General features: G+C 46.1%; 10 protein-coding genes and 1 pseudogene. 2 read left to right on the top strand and 9 right to left on the bottom strand.

Going from position 1 to position 17,474, the window contains the following annotated elements:
- Positions 1-513: 513 nt before the first annotated feature.
- The gene (locus tag HPL003_RS27410) at positions 514-747 is read left to right on the top strand and encodes a hypothetical protein (RefSeq protein WP_238533455.1); all 234 of its coding nucleotides are present in this window, start codon (positions 514-516) and stop codon (positions 745-747) included.
- Positions 748-757: 10 nt separating this feature from the next.
- On the opposite strand, the gene HPL003_RS27405 is transcribed toward HPL003_RS27410, so the two are convergent.
- The 9 genes and pseudogenes from HPL003_RS27405 to HPL003_RS08355 form a co-directional block, all read right to left on the bottom strand.
- Positions 758-853: a DUF896 domain-containing protein gene (locus HPL003_RS27405; protein ID WP_014279195.1), complete on the bottom strand. Its 96-nt coding sequence runs from the start codon at positions 851-853 to the stop codon at positions 758-760.
- 199 nt (positions 854-1,052) lie between these two features.
- On the bottom strand, positions 1,053-3,407 hold the full coding sequence (locus tag HPL003_RS08390) for an S-layer homology domain-containing protein (protein WP_014279194.1): 2,355 nt from the start codon (positions 3,405-3,407) through the stop codon (positions 1,053-1,055).
- A gap of 839 nt (positions 3,408-4,246) precedes the next feature.
- Complete coding sequence (locus HPL003_RS08385) at positions 4,247-6,874, bottom strand: S-layer homology domain-containing protein (RefSeq protein ID WP_014279193.1); 2,628 nt, start codon at positions 6,872-6,874, stop codon at positions 4,247-4,249.
- A 276-nt stretch (positions 6,875-7,150) separates the two neighbouring features.
- Positions 7,151-8,254, bottom strand: coding sequence for a response regulator (locus tag HPL003_RS08380; protein WP_238533499.1), 1,104 nt, complete (start codon positions 8,252-8,254; stop codon positions 7,151-7,153).
- Position 8,255: 1 nt separating this feature from the next.
- On the bottom strand, positions 8,256-11,399 hold the full coding sequence (locus tag HPL003_RS08375) for an ATP-binding protein (protein ID WP_014279191.1): 3,144 nt from the start codon (positions 11,397-11,399) through the stop codon (positions 8,256-8,258).
- Positions 11,400-11,794: 395 nt separating this feature from the next.
- Positions 11,795-12,025 (bottom strand): PadR family transcriptional regulator, encoded by a 231-nt coding sequence (locus HPL003_RS27395; RefSeq protein ID WP_014279189.1) that lies wholly within the window; start codon positions 12,023-12,025, stop codon positions 11,795-11,797.
- A gap of 154 nt (positions 12,026-12,179) precedes the next feature.
- A pseudogene (locus tag HPL003_RS08365) lies at positions 12,180-13,137 on the bottom strand (IS30 family transposase).
- Between the two features lie 348 nt (positions 13,138-13,485).
- Complete coding sequence (locus HPL003_RS08360) at positions 13,486-13,737, bottom strand: hypothetical protein (protein ID WP_014279187.1); 252 nt, start codon at positions 13,735-13,737, stop codon at positions 13,486-13,488.
- Positions 13,738-13,750: 13 nt separating this feature from the next.
- Positions 13,751-16,783, bottom strand: coding sequence for a CdiA C-terminal domain-containing protein (locus HPL003_RS08355; protein ID WP_014279186.1), 3,033 nt, complete (start codon positions 16,781-16,783; stop codon positions 13,751-13,753).
- Between the two features lie 325 nt (positions 16,784-17,108).
- On the opposite strand from HPL003_RS08355, the gene HPL003_RS08350 reads away from it, so the two are divergent.
- Positions 17,109-17,468, top strand: a complete 360-nt coding sequence (locus HPL003_RS08350) for a hypothetical protein (protein ID WP_014279185.1) — start codon at positions 17,109-17,111, stop codon at positions 17,466-17,468.
- Positions 17,469-17,474 lie beyond the last annotated feature (6 nt).

The following is a 17,474-nucleotide window of genomic DNA, read 5'->3' as shown; positions in this document are numbered from 1 at the left end:
CTTAAAAAGATGAGAGTTTACTTCAAAATATGAAAATAAGAGGGCATATTTAACAATAACCCATCTTATGTATGTATCGGCCAGAATAGAGTTTTTGTTTACAGAAAGAACCATCGCATGCGTTATCTTCAATGTATTTTTCTGAAATTAATACGAACAAGAAGAGTGAATAGGAACGGACTTACGATCACACTAAATCCGTCTTTGCCAAGAAAGCAGATATTATTACTTTGAAAGGCCGCTTCCATAGGTAAGCCTTATTTTCTTTTAGAAGGTTTCATCATACACATCATACAGACCCAACAGGACATGGACTTTTTACATGTCTCCTCGCTTCCCCCTGCCTTTTTGGGATACATCCAGGAACACTTCACTCAGCTTCGTAGTTCATTCCACAATCGAAAACAGTTCTTACCCGCCTGTTTTGAAGAGCCTGATATGCTCAGCCTGAGCAGGCCTTTTTGGTGCGAGTCATCTTGAAAACAACCGAACAGAATGGGACCCATAGGATATGTGGATGGTACGAACCTTTGCGTGACGATAGATGGTGATACGGGAACCGTTGCTAAGGAAGAAGAAGTGCTGTCGGACAACTCTGTGTTTCATGGTGGGGATGGTGCCAGTTCCTTACGTTGGGTGAATGAGTTGGACGATCCGTGTTGCATTGGGCTGGAAGACCCATTTCTAACGCCGGAACAACGAATCATGTTCATGCAACCATATTTGCTGAAAGTCGCGAGCATCTGATTTTTAAAAATCAATTATCGGTTTGTTCCGTTTTTTCAATTTCAGTTAACCCCACTTCTTTTGCTTTTTGGGCAAGCTGATTAATTCTTTTTAAAATTGTAATCATATCTATACCTCCATATTTAAAATTTTCTTGATCGCTTATATCTTTAATTTATTTATCTTGGTATAAAGATATAATTATAGGCAACATCATATCAGCAGCTAAAACAAAAGGTTATCTTGCAACAGCCCTTTTCAACTGTTGCAGGATAACCTTTGTCATATAGCTCCGCTGTTACATATGAATTATATCAGGTAAGATATTAGTCCAAGGAACCCACGAGATTCTTAACTTGTGGATGAAGGCTTAATGCATTCAGAATAATTGTCAGAGCCTCAGCGCGAGTGGCATTGCCCTGTGGATCAAATACGCCATCGCTCTTGCCAGTGATAATACCCGCTTCTGCGACATCCTTAATTGCGTTCGTTGCATAGGAGCTCGCACTCGATAAATCTGTAAAGTTACCTTTGGAATCATCTTTATTCACACTACTCAAGTTCACAATACGGGATAGGATGATAACTATTTCTTCACGGCTAATCGTTTGGTTCGGTTTGAAGGTTCCGTCGCCATACCCACCAATTACCCCTGCGCTGGCGAGCTTCTCAATAGCTTCCTTAGCCCAGTGACTGCTGATATCGCTCATAGGAGCGGAATGGTCAGCATCGACGCTAATATCGAATACACGAGAGACAAGCATTGCGAACTCCGCACGTGTAATATTGCCATTAGGTTTGAACTGTCCATCCCCATAACCTTTGATAAACTGCAGTTTCACGAACGTATCGATCGCTTTTTCAGCCCAGTGCCCTTTAATGTCAGCTAGTTCAATCTTGACATTAGCTTGCTTAGCTTCCGCTACCTTGGACTCAATAGCCTTAACTGAGCTTGCTACATTAACAATGCTGCTCTTGAATACATCAACAGTAGGCTGCGCAGGCTCAGGAGTTGGTGCCGGAGTAGGCGACGTGGTCTGTGTTGACGATATAGTCGATGTAGAAGATGCAGATGATGCAGATGATGTATCCGTTACTGATTTATCTCTGTTTCTGGATGGCGTTGTTGGCGTGACTTCCTTGGAGACAGAGGAAGCTGTACTGCTACCTGCACCATTTTCAGCTTTCACCGTAAACGTATACGTAGTGCCATTGGACAGCCCCGTTACCGTGATCGGGCTTGCCGTCCCTATTGCAGTGATATTCCCTGGTGAGGCTGTGACCTCGTAGCGTGTTATTGGGCTTCCTCCATTTTCGACAGGGATATTGAAGCTGATGATCGCTTGTTTATCGCCTGCTGTTACCGTTACATCCGTTGGCGATGACGGAACGGTTTTGGGCGTTTCGCTCACTTCATTGGAAGCTGCGCTATCTCCTGCTGGATTCGTTGCTTGTACGACAAAATAGTATGTGGTGCCATTCGCCAATCCTGTTACATCATAGCTGTATACCGAACCACTTACCGTGGTTTCTTCTGACCCATAAGCCCCGGAAGTCGTACTTTTGAATATTTTGTACCCCGTGGAATCGATCATCGGATTCCAAGTAAGACTTACTCGCGAATCTCCCGCTGTGGCGGGCAGCAATACCGGCACTCCAGGTACTGGAACTTGCGGCGTTGCACTCGCTTCATTGGAGTTGTCGCTGCTGCCCCCTGCATTGCTTGCCTTGACTACAAAAAAATACGTCACACCGTTCGTTAAACCTGTTTCCGTGTAGGTGTAGGTCGCCCCGCTCACGGTCGCAACCGGGATTGACTCGTAGGACCCCAATGTTGTTCCTTTGTAAACATCGTAGGTGACAGCTCCGGCAACACTGTTCCAGCTTAACGCTACTTGTCCGTTACCAGCTGTCGCTGTGAGTCCTCCTGGTGCTGCAGGCGGGTTAATATGTGGCTTTGCGCTCACTTCTTTCGAGGCAGAGCTATCCCCGTGTTCGTTGCTAGACCTAACCGTAAAGTAATAAGTTGTACCGTTGGTCAGCCCTGTTACTGTTGTAGTCGTACCGTTGACTGTCGCAACCGGAACTGCATCGTATATACCTGGCGATGTTCCTTGATACACTTTATAGCTCGTTGCATCCAACACGCTGCTCCAGTTTAACGTTACTTGCTCATCACTTGCTGTAGCTGCAACGTCGGTTGGCGCATCCAGCGTGGTATTGTATAGTTGGAATTCTGTAATGTCAGGAAAAAAAGACCACGAATTAATCGTAACCTTCACATATCTTGCACTGACAACTCGAGGCAATGTTTTATTGATAATTACACCTGTATTTCCGGATACTGTATCCAATACAGTCCAAGTTGTATCATCATTGCTTGTTTCTAATGTGATCGCACTGTTGTACCGATCTGACAATGTCTGTACCATATAACTATTAAATTGTGTTACCGAGCCTAAGTCAACCTTAAGCCAAGGAGAACCGCTTGCGGTTGCAGGTCCCCACTCACTACGTGGATTACCGTCGACTGCATTACTTGCAGGAGTACCGGCGACGTCCCATAAACTGCTAGCTGTTGCCGTTTTATTTAACGCCAGGTTAGTAGCGGCTGCATGTACAGGGGTCACTCCTGCAATAAGAAATAATACCAATAATGAAGAAATACACCGTCTAATCATCTGCTTCTTTCACTCGCCTCTCGTTATATTCTATGATGAAGTTCATACGAGTTTTCAATCGCCTCAACGCTTCTGCTACAACTCCAAGAGGAGTAAAACCGACTATTTGTCCAAATGCCTAACGTTCCTACCTGCTCTTTCCGTTGCAGGATCTCTGCTTGCTAACACTTGATTCATGCATTGGCTGGACAATACCGTCTTCATTGCGGGATGGGGACGCCCCCGCTTTCTATATTCGATGATTGCCAAAATCCGCTATATATTTCCCGTACTATTTACCGTCGCTATTTACGTGTTGCTGCTCATCCTGATTATAAATCGTGACTGAAACGCTCGATTTGCCAGAACTCGCAACAGTATCGCTTGATTCACTCGCCCATATTGCCTCTCCCTCCCCATTGCAAAGCATTTTATCAAACCGTTCTCACAAAATTCTCACAAAACCGCGAATGCTGTCGAAAAAACAAGAAAAAGAAACTATCCCCTCATAGATTCTTTTACCGGGAATAGTCATTATCTTGTTAATCCAGTATTCCGTTTCTCACCCTACTCCAAAAATGATCAAGTAGCCGACCTCTTACACCTCCGTCTCCACAGTGCAGACTCGACCTTGCCCCATCTCTGGCCGACTGGCTCGCGAGTTCGGGTAGCCCCGTTTCACTACGGCCTAGGGCTTCAACCTTTGGATCTCTCTACCAGTTGCCTGTCAGCTACGAGGCGACTTGGCTCTTACCTCGACCGGACTCTCATCGGCTAGTTGTGCCTAGCTTGGGTAGGCGCACAAAAATAAAAGAGCCAAGTGCAAAATACACTTGACCCTTTTATTAGGAGAAACGGTATTAGTTAAGTGAATCCAACAGCGTCTTCAATTGCGGGTTGAGCTTCAGCGCATTCAGGATGATCTGCAGAGCTTCTGCACGTGTGGCGTTGCTCTTGGCATCAAACTTTCCAACTGCTCTGCCGCTGATGATACCTGCTTGTGCTTCAGCTTTGATCTCGTTTGCTGCATAAGAACCCTCCAGGTCATCGAAATTGCCTTTGGTGGTGTCCTTCGATACGTTGTTAAGGTTTAAAATGCGGAATAAAAGAACAACCATTTCCTCCCGGGTAATCGTGTTATCCGGCTTGAATGTACCGTCCTCATATCCGCTGATTACCCCTGCCTCTACAAGTTTCTTGATTGCGTCTTTTGCCCAGTGACTACCAACGTCCTTCAATGCAACACTAGCATTGTTGCCACCTTTGATATCGAACGCACCACTCAGAATCACTGCAAATTCAGCGCGTGTAATCTTACCATCCGGCTTGAACTTACCATCGCTGTAACCTTCAATTACATGCAGCTTTACGAAAGTAGCGATAGTCTTTTCAGCCCAGTGCCCTTTAGTGTCCGAAAGAGTTACTGTAACCGGAGTTTTTTTAGCTTCCTGAATCCGAGTCTCAATGTTCTTAATAACATTGACGTCACCCTTCACTACATCTGACTTGAACACATCCTTTGCAGGATCAGGTGTCGGAGCCGGTACAGGTGCAGGAGCCGGTTCAGGAGTCGGTACAGGTGCAGGAGTCAGATTAGTGTCAGTTGTAGTAGAACTACCACCACGGCTAGAAGAACGTTTGTCGATCGTAATGACCTTCGTTCCTACAACGCCTGATCCATCATGAGCAACTGCCTGAATTGTAATAGTACCAGCTTGAGTTGCAACGAGTACACCATCAGCATTGATCGTCGCTTCCCCTGTACCAGGAATTACCGACCAGCTAAAGGTTTTATCCGTTGCATTGTCAGGAGTTACATTTGCCCTAAATTGAAGAGAGTCTCCAACGGACATTGTTCCACTAGCGCCGGACACTGTGATAGCAGTAACCAACTGGGGAGCCCGTGTGACATTGACCGTATAGCTTTTCGTCGTTCCATCCTGTGCAGTCACTACAAAGCTAATGATATTTGACCCCACACTTAGATTAATCGGATTGTTAACTGGAGTCCCATTGAGCTGTAAAGCAGCCGTCGCGTGGCTATCAGTAGTTGTATACGTAGCTGTCGTGACAGAAATATCGTTAGGCACAGTTGCGGTGTAGGCGTACACACTTTCACTTACCGTTTGATCGAGCGTAATGCCGCTTAAATTCAGCGAGCTTAAGTCAGCATGATTTGAACCAGCCCGTGTAACAGTTACCGTATAGCTTTTCGCCGTTCCATCCTGTGCAGTCACTACAATGCTAATGACATTAGACCCCACACTTAGATTAATCGGATTGTTAACTGGAGCCCCATTAAGCTGAAAAGCCGCTGTCGCGTGGCTATTAGTAGTTGTATACGTGGCTGTCGTGACAGAAACATCGTTAGGCACAGTTGCAGTATAGGCGTACACACTTCCAGTTACCGTTTGATCGAGCGTAATGCCGCTTAAATTCAGCGAGCTTAGTGTGGCATCTGAAGAAACAGGAGGGTTCTGGCCAGCAGCCACAGCCGTAGAAACCATGAAGGTACCGACCATAAATGGACCATTGCTTAAATTTATTGTCTGAATTACCTGATTATCAGATGTTCTGATTACGCTCATATTGCTGCTGCTATAATTGACCGTAAAGGCTTTACTGCCATCAGCCGAGATACCGACCACATAGGGATTAGAACCAACCGCTACGGTGCTTTCCACTGTATTACTAGCGGTATTGATTACCGAAACAGTTCCAGAGCCACTATTAGCCACGTAAACCCTGCTCCCGTCGGGAGACACCTCAGTAGCCGATGGATTGCTGCCCACAGGGACAGTTGCTTCCACCGTGTTGTCCACAACGTTGATGACAGAAACTGTATTGTTCCCTTGACTAGCTACATAAATCTTGGTACCCGCAGGATTAACCGAAAGACCATACGGGCGGGCTCCCACCGTAATTTGACTGGTAATCGTATCGTTGGTAAAATCCACGACTGCTACTTTGTTAGCGCCAGCCTGAGTCAGATAAAGCTTCTGGCCTACCACTACCATTGCTACAGGACTTGATAATACACTTATTGTACCCGTAACTGTAAGCGTTGCTGTATTGATTACTGACAGTGTGTTGCTGCTCATATTAGCTACATAAGCTTTACTGCCATCCGAGTTAAAGGCTACTCCGTGAGGTTGTGAGCCCACTGTTATTGTGCCGACCACCGTATCAGTAGCCGGATTAATCACCGAAACAGTTCCACTCGTTCTGTTGGTCACAAAAACCTGGGTACCGTTCGGGTTGAACGCTGCGCTATTAGGCTCACTCCCGACCGTAATTTTGCCCAATTCCACCGTACCGCTTTCCAAATCCACCACATCAACTTTGCCAGTATTGAAGCTTGTAATATAGGCTTTCTTTAATATGTCAGTAGTAGCCGCAGAAGCGGCATTAAAATTACCTAACAAAGTTGAAACCATACATAGAATAGCTACCGCTGCCGCAAGCTTCATTTTTTCTTTTCTAAACATTTTTTCCTCCTGATCACTATATATTACTACCGTCGCTATTTACATGTTGCTGCCCGTCCTGATCTGATTTTCCATAGCTCCCGACAGTTCGCTTAAATCACTCCCCCATACTGCCTCTCCCTCCCGTTGCAATGCATTTTATCACACCGTTCTCACAAAATTCTCACAAAACCACGAATGCTGTCGATAAATCAAAAAAAGAGGCTATCCCCGATAGATTTTTCTACTGGGAATAACCACTTTCTTATGAATCCAATATTCAGTTTTCGGCGGGCCCTACTCCAAATATGACGCCTTCTGGCTTCTCAGCTCCTGCGGCGGCTCCAGCCCCAGCTCCCTGCGATAAGAAGCCTCGAGCTGCGCGTAATGCTTGAGGATTTTCTCCTTGTCCCCCCTGCTTGCATAGATGCTCAGCAAAGTCTGATTCATCTCCTCATGCAGGGGATACATGGTCAAATAACCGTCAATTCTCTGCTCCGCTTTTTTCCAATCCTCCCTGGCGAGATCCTGCTGGACCAAACTGCGTACAAGCGATGTGTACTGTTTGCGGAATACTTCCTCCAACGGAGCCTTCCAGAAGTAATCTTTTCTCTCCAGCAGCGGACCTTTGTAGAGCGAGCATACTTGTTCCGCTTGCGCCGCATCCTGAACCCCTTCCGCAAGAGAAAAGTCGTACCGCTCATATTCCAGTACATCGTATGTTCGATCCGATGGTTCCAGCATGTATCCTTCGTTCGTTTTCTGAATCTCCATGCCGATCTCTTGCTCTTTCAACAGTTTCTTTAAACGATACATCGTGTTGTGCAAATTATGTGACGCTCGGTCCTCGCTACTATCTGGCCACAACAAATCCGCCAACCGCCACTTGTTGAGATTCTGGCCCGGATGGCAGAGGAAATAAGCGAATAACTCCTCCGTCTTGCGTGTCGGAAAGCGGATTAGCAACCCCCTCGGACTTCGGACCTCGAATCCTCCGAAGCACCGAATGGAGGGCGGCCCCACCTGTTGTTTAGCATCGCCGACAGGCCGATGCAGCTTGACCAGCCGGTTTGCGACCCGCTCAATCGCCACGGGTGTCACAGGCTTCAAAATATAGTCGAAGGCATAAACCTTAAATGCATCCAACGCATAATGCTTATAAGCCGTCGTGAAGATGATTTTTGTCTGCTCCGACGCTTCGTAGATGTTCTCCGCGAGCTCCAGCCCATTCATCTTTGGCATTTCCACATCGAGGAAAGCAACGTCCGGCCGAAGCTCAGGCAGGCTGGCCAGCGCCTCAAGCGAGCTTGTAAAAGCACCTATGATCGTAAAGTACGGGTTTTGCCCGATAACATGTTTCATTAAATTCAAAATCGGTATTTCGTCCTCCACGATGACCACATTAAACAACCCCGCTCCTCCTCCGTTTACCCGAACCGGTCATTTCGTTATTCCTTACAGGCAAATACATCGTTATTTTAGTTCCTCTTCCCATATCAGAGCTGATGTTTAGCGTTGCCCCTGGGAGAGAGTCCAGACGCTTGCGGATATTATGAATGCCGATGCCGCAATCCTGCAGGTCTCCTGTGGACATGCGGTACAGTAGATCATCCGATATGCCGACACCGTCATCTTCGACTACCACCCGGATATAACCGTTTCCCTCATTGATCGCAAGCGTCACCTTGCCGTGTCCTTCCTTCTCGAACAAACCGTGCCGAATCGCATTCTCGACAAAAGGCTGGATGCATAAAGGGGGAATTTCCAAATGTTCTATACGTTTATCGTAGTGAAAGTCGTAGTCGAACCTCTCTCCGAAACGGGCTTTCTCAATCTCAACATACGCCTGGATCAGCTCCATTTCCTGGTAGAGAGGGACGAACTGCGTGGAAGAATCCATGTCCAGGATGTAGCGCAAGTACTGGCTGAGCATCGATAACAAGTACGCAGCTTTTTCCCCGTCCGTATAGCAAAATGAAATAACACTGCTCAAGGCGTTGTAGAGAAAATGCGGTTTAATCTGCGCTTGATGGAACGCCTGCTCATTGCGAATTGCTTCTTGGAGTGATGTTTTCACAGCGATCAGGGTTTGGATTCTGGCAATGAGCGTTTCCCCCTCAAACGGCTTGGTCAAATAATCGTTCGCCCCGGCCCTGAAGCCGAGCGCGATGTCTTGCGGCGTATCCTTAACCGTTGCGAACAAAATGGGCAGGTCGAGAATGGAGTAACTGCTGCGCAGTCTTTGACACAACTCAATGCCCGAAATCCCCGGCATCATCACATCGAGAATGACAAGATCGATTTGCGGGTACTCTTCTATTTTCTCCAATGCTTCTTTTGCCGAGAAAGCGGTAACGACATTGTAGCGATGCCGTTTCAAAATATTCAACAAGGTGTGGATATTGGAGGCTTCATCGTCAACAATCATTACGGTATGCTCGTGTCCATTCCAAATATTCAGCTCCTGATCCTTATCGGCGTATCGCTGCTGCTCTTCCAACGCATGTGCCGTTTCACGATTAGCCGGTACTTCGACAGTGCCTGGCAATGTAAACGTCATGCGTGTGCCTTGACCGACCTCCGACCAACCCACCCAAATTTCTCCACCCATGCGTTCGACCAACTTGCGGCTAATATACAAACCAACGCCCATTCCTGTATATCCATCCTTAGGCAGCGGCCCGTCAAGCTGCTCAAAATATTCGAAAATTACAGTATGTTTATCCTTCGGAATCCCTGTTCCAGTATCCTCGACAGAAATCGTAACAGTTCCCTTGGCAACGCTCGACACCACCTTGATCGACCCTTTGTCTGTATGCTTAACGGCATTGCTGACCAGATTGTACATGATTTGACGCAGCCGATTCTCGTCCGCTTGCACCCAGACATCGGGATCGACTTGATTATCCAGTTGCACAACTTTGCCCAAAAGCTCAAATTGCAGTACATCGAATACAATCTGTGTTACCATTCTGGCATCCACAGCGGTCGGATGCAGACTCAGTTCCCCGTGCCTCAAACGGGTAACATCGACTAAATCGTGAATGAGCATGGACAGCTTGATAGATGTATCCTTGATCAGCGAAAGATTCCGTTTTTGCTTCGGCGACAGATTTTTTTCCTCATCATCCAGCAAATAAGACGTCATATTCAGAATGCCATGCAATGGAGTCTTGAGCTCGTGAGATGTGTTCATCAAAAACTCGTCCTTGAGCTCATTGGAAACCGTCAATTGATAGGAAAGGAGCTCCGTCTTCTCATAAGCATTCGAGAATCGAACCACGAGCAGGATATTCATGATGATGATGAAACAAACGACTCCGAGTTTTCCCAGCAGATCCGTCGAAACCATATTCTCCGAATAGAGGCTTCCGTCCACCAAAAAGATCATCATCGAAACGCTTCCGCCAATAAAAAGCATTAATTCCTTCCGATCAGATGAGCCGCCTTGACTTTGAATGTACAGATACGCCATTCTGCCAATAATGTATAGGAAAACGATAATTAAGTAAAAAAAGAAAATGTATTTTCCCTGGATATGCACACGATAAGGCAACACGATAACCGCCGTAATATATAGGGCTAACGGAGTCAGTATCAGCTTCATCATCCGAGACGACATGAGGCGGGCTTCAACTGAGCTGAAAAACAGGATGAGCACCACAGCGCCGACAAATTCGCTTAAATCCAGCAGCTTGTAAACCATATCAAAAGGGAGGCCAGGCAGTACCCTCTGTAAAATCTTTTCGCCAAAAAGTGCTTTTTCCAATAAAAGCAGCAGCAAATACAGCCCGCTGAGCCAATATGTTTTCTCTCTTCGCCCTAGCAGGAAGAAGCTGAGATGATACACACCAAACATGCCAAGAATCAATATAATTCCGATATCGGTGCCGATCTGTATACTGTTTAGCTTCGTCACATCTTCAGCCAATCCGAATGGGATCGAGCCAGCAATACCACCGGTGACAAATACGTAGTTAGACACTTGAATTACAATGTCAATTTCTTTGGCGTCCGTGTGAAAAAACGCGCTGTAGGGCGTATTTCCAGGTTGATGCGCCTTGATATCGACTGCTGGGCGCCCACTTTCGCCTTCTAACTTGCCGTTAATGAACAATCGATGGGAAAGGCGAATACTCCTTATTTTTAAACCTAAAACTTCATCCGTATCTTTAATCAGCACTTTCAACCGGTACGTGCCATACCCCGTTCGGTTCATACCGCCATTCGCTGATTTTCCTTTCCACGTGCCAGGTACGGATAAATATGAGACCTCCGCACGCGTCCCTTGGCGAAAATCGGCAGGCTCCAATAATTCGCCTTCATAAAATTCCCACTCTCCATCCAGGTTAACCCATCCCTGCTTGTGGAAATCCCAATTCGACAAATCCAGCACTCCCCGCTTCGCAGGCGGTATGTCCTGATTCGGTATCGTTTGCAAATAAATAGTAACGAACAACACAATAGAAAGTGAAAAAATCAGGCCGATTCCGATGGCCTTGCGATATTGCCCCCTTTTGATACATAGCTCCCCCTCGGAATTCATTTCAACACTTTTTATTCTATACATTACGCATTTCACAAAAAATCACAAGACTGATTTAAGTGACATTGGAAATGAGCGTGGGTGAGACTTCAATCCCATACAGATTCTGAAGATGGTCCTGAGGAGTCTGAACAATCCTACCATTCTTGGAAAGTTGTCATCACTGGAGCAGCAAAAGATCGAACTAGAAACGAAGCTGATAGAGTCTCAGCATGTAACGGAAAAAGCAGCCATCACAGAGGAAAGTCTGCGACAACTGCTTTCTTGCTTTCAGGACCACAACACCAGCCGGAAGCTCCTGAGATCAAAAAGTTCATCGACAGCTAAATACTCCAGCCCGCTCCCTAATTATTCATTACATATGGATTTACTTGTGATTATGGTGATTATGGTCTTTATGCTCTACATTGACCAGTCAACATTCCAGCTCTTCGAAAATATGCAAGCTTTCCGTTCTGACGAATAACCTCGACTGCAATGTCTTTTCGATCCAATAGCTCTGCCAAGCTAGGATAGATCTGACCATAGTTCTCATTCCAAAAGTAGTTAGTACTCTGCTCCATATGTTGTTTTATATCATAGCCGGTATGAGGACCCAGACTCAGAATGTCTAATACCGCAAACATTGTATTGGTTTTCCCTGACTATCTCGCCATTCTGTATTCCTCCTAGTACTTCTAAGCAAGTCTCCGTAGTATGTCATGCTTTCATTAGACTAGACACAATTATAGCTTATATGGACTATTTACATATCCAATCCTTATATATTATGACGGATTGTCAAGCCAAGTGCGACAGTTCCTGTGTGAAAGATTCGTGAGCGGTTTTCCACCCCAGACATTTTCGGGGGCGATGGTTGATTAAATCAAGCGAACGCTCCAAAGCTACATCGGATACTTGGGCAAAGTCTGTGCCTTTAGGAAAGAACTCTCGAAGCAAACCGTTCGCATTCTCATTCGACCCTCTTTGCCAGGAAGAGTATGGGTCAGCAAAGTAGATCTGCACGCCATGTGTGGTTTCCAGGTTCGCGTAACAGGCGAACTCTTTACCTCGATCTGCAGTCGCTGTTTGAAACGCCCCAACAGGGTACTGGGAAGCCGCTACACCAAAGGCAATTTCCATCGACAATGCCGTGCGATCGGGCATTTGAATCGCGGTGTACATACGGGTTTTCCGTTCAATGAAGGTTGCCACACAGCCTTTGCTTTTCCCACGACCAGACACCACCGTATCTAGCTCCCAGTGTCCAAAGGTGTCTCGGGAACGCACCTCCTTGGGGCGTTCGGAAATCGACTTACCCACGGCAAACTTCCCTCGTTTTTCAGCAGGTTGTTACCGTTTACCTTTGTGCCGTAGTACCTTCACGTCTGCTTGGGCAAGGCGGCCAGCATAGAGCCAGCGATAGATGGTTTTGCAGCACACGATGGGCCGGCCTTCTGCTCTGAAACGCTCTACGATCTGCTCAGGTGACCACGTCGCATGCAACTTCTCTTCGAGTTCTACCGCTTGTTCCTCTGTCCATTTACCTTGGAGTACAGAGGCTCTGCGGCGTTGCTCGTAAGCATGTTGGGAGCGCTGTGCATCGTAGGACTCTAGCTCAGCGTTCCGACGGATTTCCCGGCAAATGGTCGCATGATGTCGCCCTAGTTCCTCAGCGATGGCTCTTGAACTTTTCCCCTGCTGATGCAGGATTTCTAGCTTGCTTCGTTCGATTTATGCTAAGATGTGAGTAGCTCATCGTGGATTCTCCTTGTGTGAATGTGGGTGTAGGAACTTTCATTCTACACGAATCTGGCCATGGGCCCTTTTTTATTTATTTCCAGCAGGTGTCGCACTTCATATTACAATCCGTCTTATATAAATTGTATTCTCCTCATTCCTAGGCAATCCCTACAGTAAGAAAAAAGGGGTATACTCTGTCCGTGCTTTTTACTAACCCACAGATCATAGTATCAATGTGAAAACAGCCCCTAAGGCCGTTTCTGGACGTTTGAACGTCCTTCTTTTTCCATTAGGGGCTTTAGATTTTAGGTATTGGTTCTTGCAATCACATTGTTAAGCTTTAAACCCTGTTTTATTTCAACTTTCACTTCTCAGTGTCCTCTTCTAATGAATAAATCCTTTTAACTGTATTATCCTCATTAAAGACATAAATTCTTCCACAATTAGTGCAGTGCCACACTTCATTTTTGGGATCGGGTATCGAAAGGGGATCAATTAAATCCCCCATGTTTATAATATCATCCCATTCCTTATCAGTATAAACATGAAGTTGAACGTCGTTGGGAGCCTCTACTGTAGATAAATATTCTCCACATTTGCACAATAATCTAGCCATATTAACCTTCCCCCTAGTTTATAACTTTCCCTTCATTTGTCCATATTTCCACTTTTCCCGGAATATTCCTATCAGTATAAGTCCCTTTAGCTCGATCAATAATTTGCTTCGCTTGTTCTTTTGTAAGCCCTGCTTCTCTAGCATCAATTATGACTTTTTCCGCATGTTGCTTAAATCCATCCTTTATTCTCCCAACTCCAGTATTAACATTAGGATTCTGCAAAGATTTAAGTTCAGTTAAAACCCCATCTACTTTGAAATCTGGCGTTTTTTCTCCATGTATTGTAGACTCTGGAATCCGTTCAACCTTTCTCCCTTCTTCTATTAAATCATTTGCTACTTTTTTCTCTGCCGGTTTTAACTCATTTATGTTCCCAACGAATTCACCTTTGGTTGGCTTAGCATTACCCGTCCCCTTAGCTCCGGGAGGCTTCTCGTTGATTTTGCTTGGTTTCTGCGAAGCAGGTGTTCCTTCACTCTTACCTGGCTTTCCACTAGAAGGTTTAGACGGCGTTGAACTATTTGGACCCTCGCTTTTAGACATTCGATAAAGGTCCTTAGCACTTTCCACACTATTGGATGCTCCGGTATACGTTACCGCCGTCCCATGTGCTCCCAAAACGACAGATTGTGCCATAGCAAGGACGCCTACAGGTGCCCCTACTCCTGAAGCTGTTACCAAACCACCTAAGAATCCTTCCGTCACAGCACCAACCGTTTCTACGGCTCCGGCTACAGTTGTCAAAGAATGTCCGATCACTTCACCTGTTTTACGCGCCATCGGATGATCTGAAGTATATTCCTTATTCATTAATCCAAACGAATAATCTTCTACAACCGCAGCTGCTGCTCCTAATACAACTTCTCCACCCACATCTGCGGCATACTCCAACTCGTTCGCCATCTGCTTCGCCATAATGGCTTCATTTTCCGCATTCTGGAGCTGGACTGCCGCCATAAGATCCCACCATGACTGAGATTCATCCTCTTGCTTCGGCTTCGGCTGTTGAGCCATGTAACTGTCGTAGTTCGCCCTCCAGCGTTGTCTCAACTCGGCGGGAATTTGCTGATATGCATGAGTCATAGCATTCGATTCTTTCAGCAAGTTTCGAACCAACTCTAATGGGCCACCGGAATGTGCTATATGACGTGCACTCGTATATACTTTACCTAAAATCCACTTGCTATAATAGGCTTGTTTCGCTTGCTCATGCTCATACTGACTAATCAATCCTTGAAGCGCCAGTCCTGCCAAATGTTTCAACGGATGTACACCCGTTTCCTTAGACGCTCCCAAGGTAGGCGTTCCTTTGCTCCGAACAGGGATTGCTGCGGATACTTGTAAAACCGTTGCCGCCACTTTACTTGCTAGTCCACCCGATGTATTCAACATCACATTGGCTACTTTCCCGACTGCTGGAATGGAACCTAATAGCTTGGATACTGTACCCAGCAATGCGTTGGCCTGTTGAAGCGCCGCTGGACTTGTAACCTTTGCCGTAAGAGCAGGAGCCGTACTACTGGAAGAAGCGTTGGCTGCTTTAGATTGTGCGGCCTCATACGCCTTAATATTCATTAACGGCGGCTCAGGTACAGGAGGAAGGTCAGCTACGAAAACTGGAGCTTTTACCGTACCTTCCTGATAAATCACTGGAGCTTTGGTGTCCGTCTCACCATCCAGCACCATACTGCTGGCTCCACCTTTTAAATATATTGCGGTTCCAGCTTCCAGTGATAGTTCCTGACCTGCATCCAGCTTCACATGACCGCCTTGAATCTGTACATTTCCCGGACTGTTGACGGATATACCCGTATCCTCATGTAGTGTAATCGAAAACCCATCGGAAGTGGACAGGATCAGCTCCTGCGCAGACATTTCTATGCCGCTACCTTGTACGTGTTTCCATGCCTTCACATCTGGCTGTCCATTGGCGTGGCGATGCTGTCGCAAGGAATCGGTCACATAGGCTTCCTGTTCACAGTGTGTAGGCAGATACAATTCCACCTGTTCCCCAACTTCAGGCATGTCGTACCAGCCGCTATGCTCTTCCGCTACATAACGGGTGGCTACGGGAAACCAACAAGCTTTAGCTGGGTCTTGCTTCGGATCTATTTCCAGTTGAAGTTGTACGAAATCCTGTTGTACCTTCAGCACCGTTCCCGTGAGCGAAATCCCGATAGCTTGATCATTTTCATACCGAGCATAGTGGATATCCTGTTCGACTTGGAGATCATAACGAGTTTGGAGTAGACCGTCCTTTAACTCTGTCACTGCCCGAACAACAACCAGCTCTTTGCCTTGTCCGATGGGTAACGTAATCAAGTCACCCAGCGCATAGTATTGCAGATTTTCAATCGTATAGGTGACATACGCGCCAGCACGTTCCCCTGGTTTTCCTGTATCTAACTCATGAAACGTTTTTCGTACCCTGTAAAATACATCTCGTTCCACCTTGTACTGCTTGCCTTCTGGCATTCCAAAGAAAACCTTAGGTGAAGCAGCCGTGATCTCCGGCACAAGCACCGAACCAAAGCGAGAGACAAGGCGCTTTAAAAAGGCCCAGTCGGTTTCTTCATATTGTAAAACAAAAGTACCTAACTCGGCATAGTTGGTTACCGTATCAATCGCATCTCCATACATGTACTTCCGAATCATTGTAGTGACCAGATCATCATAGGTACGATGTATGTCCTGATAGGAGCGTCTTTTCGTCTTGATATCCATTTGGTAGGAATGCGAGGCCGCCTCCAGTTCAAAAGTATATACTCCCCTTATACAGTGTACGGACATGCGTGTAACCAGCCCGTGAAACAATCTTCTGATCGACTGTCCTTGCTCATCCAACTGACGTATGACAATCGGTTCCTGCTCCATGTCCTGTCCAACACACGAGGCTCCCTGTTCTTCCGACAGCATGCCGCTCACATACAGGTATGCATGATCGTTAACGGCCCTGGTAATTCGCAATTGTTCCATATGCTGAGGTTGAAAGGGACCGTATAAGCGTAGACTTTCATATCCTATTCCGTTTTGCAGTACGTCCAAATGCTTTCATATCTCCTTTCCAGCGGCACAAGGCACGTTCGCCAGCTACCTTGTGTTTACATGTGTTCGTAGCTATCACACCATTCAGATTCTGAGTTTAAGAGGTTATTTTTAACAGCAAACCATTCTTATGTATGTATCGGATAGAATAAAGCTTTTATTTACATAAAGCCCCATCTATTCTGTTATTTTGAATTAACATAGCTAACGAATGAATATATGAAGTACCCTAAAACCGTCTTGGCCTTAAATGAAAATAGATATTATTACTTTGAAAGGCTTCCTGTTATCGGTGAAGCCTTATTTTATTTTAGGAGGTTACGTTGTGCGCATCATACAGACCCAGCAAGACATCGACTCACTGCAATACTCTTCGCTTCCCCTCACTTTCTTAAAACACATCCAAGAATACTTCACTCAGCTTCGCGACTCATTCCATAACAAAGATGATCCGTATTTCTCCCTCCAGCCTTCCGGCCCTATCTTCATACTAGAAGCAGGGGATAACCTACACGATCTTAGCCTCGTAGGTTTTAGACGAGAAGAAGACGGACTTTTCGGTAGTTGCCCTGAATACGTCGAGTTGTACGACCTCAGCAACACCCAAATCTACAAAATCGCCGTCATGAACACCAACGACTATATCATCACCCTGTTCACACAAGTCGGAATTCACCACAAGTAGGCCGAA

This window comes from Paenibacillus terrae HPL-003 (assembly GCF_000235585.1).
In the GTDB taxonomy this organism is placed as follows: domain Bacteria; phylum Bacillota; class Bacilli; order Paenibacillales; family Paenibacillaceae; genus Paenibacillus; species Paenibacillus terrae_B.
The sequence above is the reverse complement of the archived record's forward strand: the minus strand, read 5'-3'. Positions and strand labels throughout refer to the sequence as shown.